A 4,217-nucleotide genomic window follows, 5' to 3' on the forward strand; every position below is an offset into this window, starting at 1 on the left:
GCTGATGGTCTATCAGGTCACAGGCATAGCTGTGATTTCATCGACGCCAGCTTCGCGGCTGACGCCGCTCCCACATCAGTCATGCTCACACGCTCTGGGCTTATTCCTTGAACATCAGCAGCGCGGCCAGCAGGATCAGCGCGAACGCCGCCCAGTGGTTCCACTTCAGCGGCTGCCCCAGGTAGGTGGCAGAGAACACCGCGAAAACCACCAGGGTGATCACTTCCTGCATGCCCTTGAGCTGCGGCGCCGAGTACACCGCGCTGCCCATGCGGTTGCCAGGCACCTGCAGGCAGTATTCGAAGAAGGCAATCCCCCAGCTGACCAGGATCACCGTCATCAATGGCGCGGTCTTGAATTTCAGGTGGCCGTACCATGCGATGGTCATGAATACGTTGCTGGCGACCAGCAACAGTACCGGGTAGAGGTAGGCGGTAAAGGAGGGGGCGGCCATATCCAGTTTCATCAGGGCGGGTCGCTAGCATAGGGTGCGGGCGGGCAAGGGCTCGTCCTCGCCGGGCTGGTTTCAAGTGATACCAATGGCGACGTAAAGCCGTCTTCACACGGAGTCCACCAGGAATACGGCATCTTTCACAAAGCTGAAGACTAAGGAGGCTCCATGCGACAGACCAAGGAATCGTCCGGGCTGGTACTGGTTGTCGAAGACAACCGCAACATCTCCGAGATGATTGGCGAATATCTGGAAGGCAAGGGTTTCGAGGTGGACTACGCAGCCGATGGCCTGGACGGCTACCGGTTGGCCGCTGAGAACAGTTACGACGTGGTGGTGCTCGATCTGATGCTGCCGCGACTGGACGGCATCGAGGTATGCCGGCGCCTGCGTAATGAAGCGCGCAAGTCCACGCCGGTGCTGATGCTGACCGCACGCGACACGTTGGACGACAAGCTCACTGGCTTGGGCTACGGCGCTGACGATTACCTGACCAAACCATTCGCGATCCAGGAACTGGAGGCACGCCTGCGTGCGCTGATCCGCCGCGAGCGCCGCCAGGTGGGTGCCGAGGTGCTGAAGGTCGCCGACCTGGTGCTGGACCCGGTCAGCATGCGTGCCACCCGTGCCGGCAGCGAGCTGCAGTTGTCGCCGATTGGCCTGCGCCTGCTCACCATCCTGATGCGCGAATCACCGCGCGTGGTGACCCGTCAGGAAATCGAGCGCGAGATCTGGGGCAATGGCCTACCCGACTCGGACACCTTGCGCAGCCATCTGTACAACCTGCGCAAGATCATCGACAAGCCGTTTGACCGACCCCTGCTGCACACCGTGCAGAGTGCCGGTTACCGGATTGCCGACATCGGCCAGTCGATGGGCTGATCTGCAGGGGCGTGTACTGGCACCTGTGGTTTGAAGAACCGCCGCAGAACATGAGTCGCGGCGGTTTTTTTTCAGCCAGCTGATTCTGCGGCGGAGCCAGTCCATTCCCTATAATCACGCGTGCTTCTAGGGGGGGCGCATGTCGTACGGGTTACCGCGGAAGATCAGAATAGCCTTCATCCTGCAGGCGCTGCTGGCGAGTCTGGCGGTGCTGCTTGGCGGCTATCTGATGGCGCTGGTGGTCAAGTACGGCCTGATCAACGCAGTCCTGCAGAGCGAGGCACAGTATTACTGGCAGCAAAGCGCGCAGGTGGCAGAGCTGGCGCCACCCAATACGCTGCGCATCCGTGGCTACCTGCAGCCGGCAGGGCAATCCGACACGGTCGTGCCTGCGCAGCTGCGCGCACTGGCGCCGGGGTTTCATGAGCTGGAGTCGTCCGACCAGCTGGTGCTGGTGGACCAGCAGCCGGAGGGGCGGCTGTACCTGGTGTTCCAGCGTTCGATCGCGCACCGCGCGGCGGTATGGGCAGGGGTGTTGTTGATCCTGCTGGCCATCCATGCATCGTCGTGGCTGACCTATCGGGCCTCTGCGCGGCTGGTTGCACCGGTGAGCTGGCTGGCGCGACGGATTTCGCTGTGGGATCCACGCCACCCCGATGCGAAGGAGCTGGCACCGGAGCGCTTGCCGCCGGAGGTGCAGGGCGAGACCCGGCAATTGGCGCTGGCCCTGCATGACATGGCTGGCAAGGTTGGCGATCACGTGGCCCGCGAGCGCAACTTCACCCGTGATGCCAGTCATGAGCTGCGTACGCCGTTGACCGTGATCCGTATGGCCAGCGACATGGCCTTGGCCGATTCCGGGCTGACCCCGCGCCTGCAGCGCAGCCTGCAGCGCATCCAGCGTGCAGGCCGCGACATGGAAGCGGTGATCGATGCCTTCCTGCTGCTGGCCCGCGAGGTGGACGTGGAGCCGCAGTCGGAGCTGTTCGATGTCGGCGAAGTGGTGCGCTACGAGGCCGCCAACGTTGAGGAGCTGTTGCAGGGCAAGCAGGTCCTGCTGCGGGTGCTGGTGGAAGGCAACCAGATGCTGGTGGCGCCGCCACGGGTGATGCACGTGGTGGTGGCCAATCTGCTGCGCAATGCCTGTCTTTACACCGACGTGGGCGAGGTCGAGGTGCGGGTGATGCCGGGCCAGGTGGTCGTCCGCGACACCGGCATCGGCATGAGCAGCGAAGCGCTTGCGCGGGTCTTCGACCCCTTCTTCCGGGCCGACGGCGGCAGCCAGCTGGGTGTAGGGTTGGGCCTGCCGATCGTGCGCCGGCTGTGTGAGCGCTGCGGCTGGCACATCGAGATCGACAGCCGTGAGGGGCAGGGCACCACCGTGACCCTGCTCTATCGCTGAGATGGGGCTTGGCGGCTGCCTCGGTAAGCAAGGGGCAGATGTGGCAAAATTGGCGGCTAATCTCACGCTACCGGTGTCATCCCCATGAGCGGTTGTCCAGCCTTCAAGGTTCTGCCCGGCCGCGCTGCGGCAACTGGCAAGGTGTCGCATGGCTGATCAGATCGGGCACCTGCCGCGCGGCCCGGGACGCATCCTCAAGGCCGCCAAGTGGTCCTGGCAGGGGCTTTGCGCTGCCTGGATGCACGAGTCCTCGTTCCGGCTGGAGGTCTGCCTGTTCGTGGTGCTTGCGCCGTTGGCGTTGTGGCTGGGCCAGAGCCCGGTCGAACAGGTGCTGATGATCGGCTCGATGCTGCTGGTGATCGCCATGGAGCTGGCCAACTCGGCCATCGAGGCGGTGATCGAACGCTACGGCCCGGAGTACCACGTGCTGGCGGGCCGCGCCAAGGACATGGGCTCGGCGGCGGTATTCGTGCTGATGATGAACGTGTTGCTGTGCTGGGGCCTCATCCTGCTGCCGCGCGTTTTCTGACAAGTCAGCCGCCGGGCGGCGCTGACGCAATGGTTTTATTGAAGGATTGTTCACATGTCTCTTGAGTTTCTAGCCGACCCGAACGTATGGGTCACCCTGTTCATGCTCAGCGCACTGGAAATCGTGCTCGGTATCGACAACCTGGTCTTCATCTCCATCGCGGTCGGGCGCCTGCCCGAACACAAGCGTCCGCTGGCACGTCGCGTCGGTATCGCGGTGGCCTGCATCACCCGCATCCTGCTGCTGATCTCGCTGGCCTATCTGGCACATATGGAGAGCAACCTGTTCAACGTGGCCGGCATGGGTATCTCCATCCGCGACCTGGTGTTGATCGTGGGTGGCCTGTTCCTGCTCTACAAGGGCGGCAAGGAAATCCGTGAGCTGGTCACCGGTGGCGAAGACGAAGACCCGACCACGACCAAGGTGGCATCGTCGTTCGGCATGGTGATCGCGCAGATCGCGGTGATCGACATCGTGTTCTCGCTGGATTCGGTGATCACCGCCGTCGGCATCGCCTCGCACGTTCCGGTGATGGTCTGCGCGGTGCTGTTGTCGGTGGCGGTGATGCTGCTGGCAGCCAACCCGCTGGGCCGTTTCATCGACGCCAACCCGACCGTGAAGCTGCTGGCGCTGGCCTTCATCCTGATGGTGGGTGCGGTGCTGGTGCTGGATGGCCTGGACGTGCACGTGCCCAAGCCCTACATCTATGCGGCGATGGGTTTCTCGATCCTGGTGGAGTGGCTGAACCTGCTGATGCGCCGCAACGCCAAAGCCCACCACGTGCCGGGTTCGGACAACTGGTAAGTGTTTGATCGGCCGGCATCCCCGGCCGAGAACCTGACCTGAAAGGGCCGGCACTGCCGGCCCTTTGCTTTTTTTTTGTGGGAGCGGGGGGGGGGGGGCCCCCCCGGCCGCGGGGGGGGGGGGGGGGGGGGGGGGCGGACGCGGGGGGG

At 63.9% G+C, this 4,217-nt stretch carries 5 protein-coding genes; 4 read left to right on the plus strand and 1 reads right to left on the minus strand.

Annotated elements, in window-relative coordinates; genetic code table 11:
* Window positions 1-100: 100 nt before the first annotated feature.
* A complete protein-coding gene (locus QMX78_RS20330) occupies window positions 101-454 on the minus strand; it encodes a DMT family protein (protein WP_282273039.1) in 354 nt (117 codons plus the stop codon).
* Between the two features lie 165 nt (window positions 455-619).
* On the opposite strand from QMX78_RS20330, the gene QMX78_RS20335 reads away from it, so the two are divergent.
* From QMX78_RS20335 to QMX78_RS20350, 4 genes are all read left to right on the plus strand, one after another.
* On the plus strand, window positions 620-1,333 hold the full coding sequence (locus QMX78_RS20335) for a response regulator transcription factor (protein WP_057630720.1): 714 nt from the start codon (window positions 620-622) through the stop codon (window positions 1,331-1,333).
* Window positions 1,334-1,472: 139 nt separating this feature from the next.
* Window positions 1,473-2,735 (plus strand): HAMP domain-containing sensor histidine kinase, encoded by a 1,263-nt coding sequence (locus QMX78_RS20340; protein ID WP_282273049.1) that lies wholly within the window; start codon window positions 1,473-1,475, stop codon window positions 2,733-2,735.
* 148 nt (window positions 2,736-2,883) lie between these two features.
* Complete coding sequence (locus tag QMX78_RS20345; RefSeq protein WP_282273051.1) at window positions 2,884-3,264, plus strand: diacylglycerol kinase; 381 nt, start codon at window positions 2,884-2,886, stop codon at window positions 3,262-3,264.
* Window positions 3,265-3,318: 54 nt separating this feature from the next.
* Entirely contained in the window at window positions 3,319-4,068 is a 750-nt protein-coding gene (locus QMX78_RS20350; RefSeq protein ID WP_282273053.1) for a TerC family protein, read from the plus strand.
* Window positions 4,069-4,217: the final 149 nt, after the last annotated feature.

This window comes from Stenotrophomonas sp. PS02298 (genome assembly GCF_029959445.1).
In the GTDB taxonomy this organism is placed as follows: domain Bacteria; phylum Pseudomonadota; class Gammaproteobacteria; order Xanthomonadales; family Xanthomonadaceae; genus Stenotrophomonas.

Bases quoted from the DNA above. Each gene is read 5' to 3' on its own strand.
- QMX78_RS20330 (WP_282273039.1), bottom strand. From the start codon at position 454: ATGGCCGCCCCCTCCTTTACCGCCTACCTCTACCCGGTACTGTTGCTG.
- QMX78_RS20335 (WP_057630720.1), top strand. From the start codon at position 620: ATGCGACAGACCAAGGAATCGTCCGGGCTGGTACTGGTTGTCGAAGAC.
- QMX78_RS20340 (WP_282273049.1), top strand. From the start codon at position 1,473: ATGTCGTACGGGTTACCGCGGAAGATCAGAATAGCCTTCATCCTGCAG.
- QMX78_RS20345 (WP_282273051.1), top strand. From the start codon at position 2,884: ATGGCTGATCAGATCGGGCACCTGCCGCGCGGCCCGGGACGCATCCTC.
- QMX78_RS20350 (WP_282273053.1), top strand. From the start codon at position 3,319: ATGTCTCTTGAGTTTCTAGCCGACCCGAACGTATGGGTCACCCTGTTC.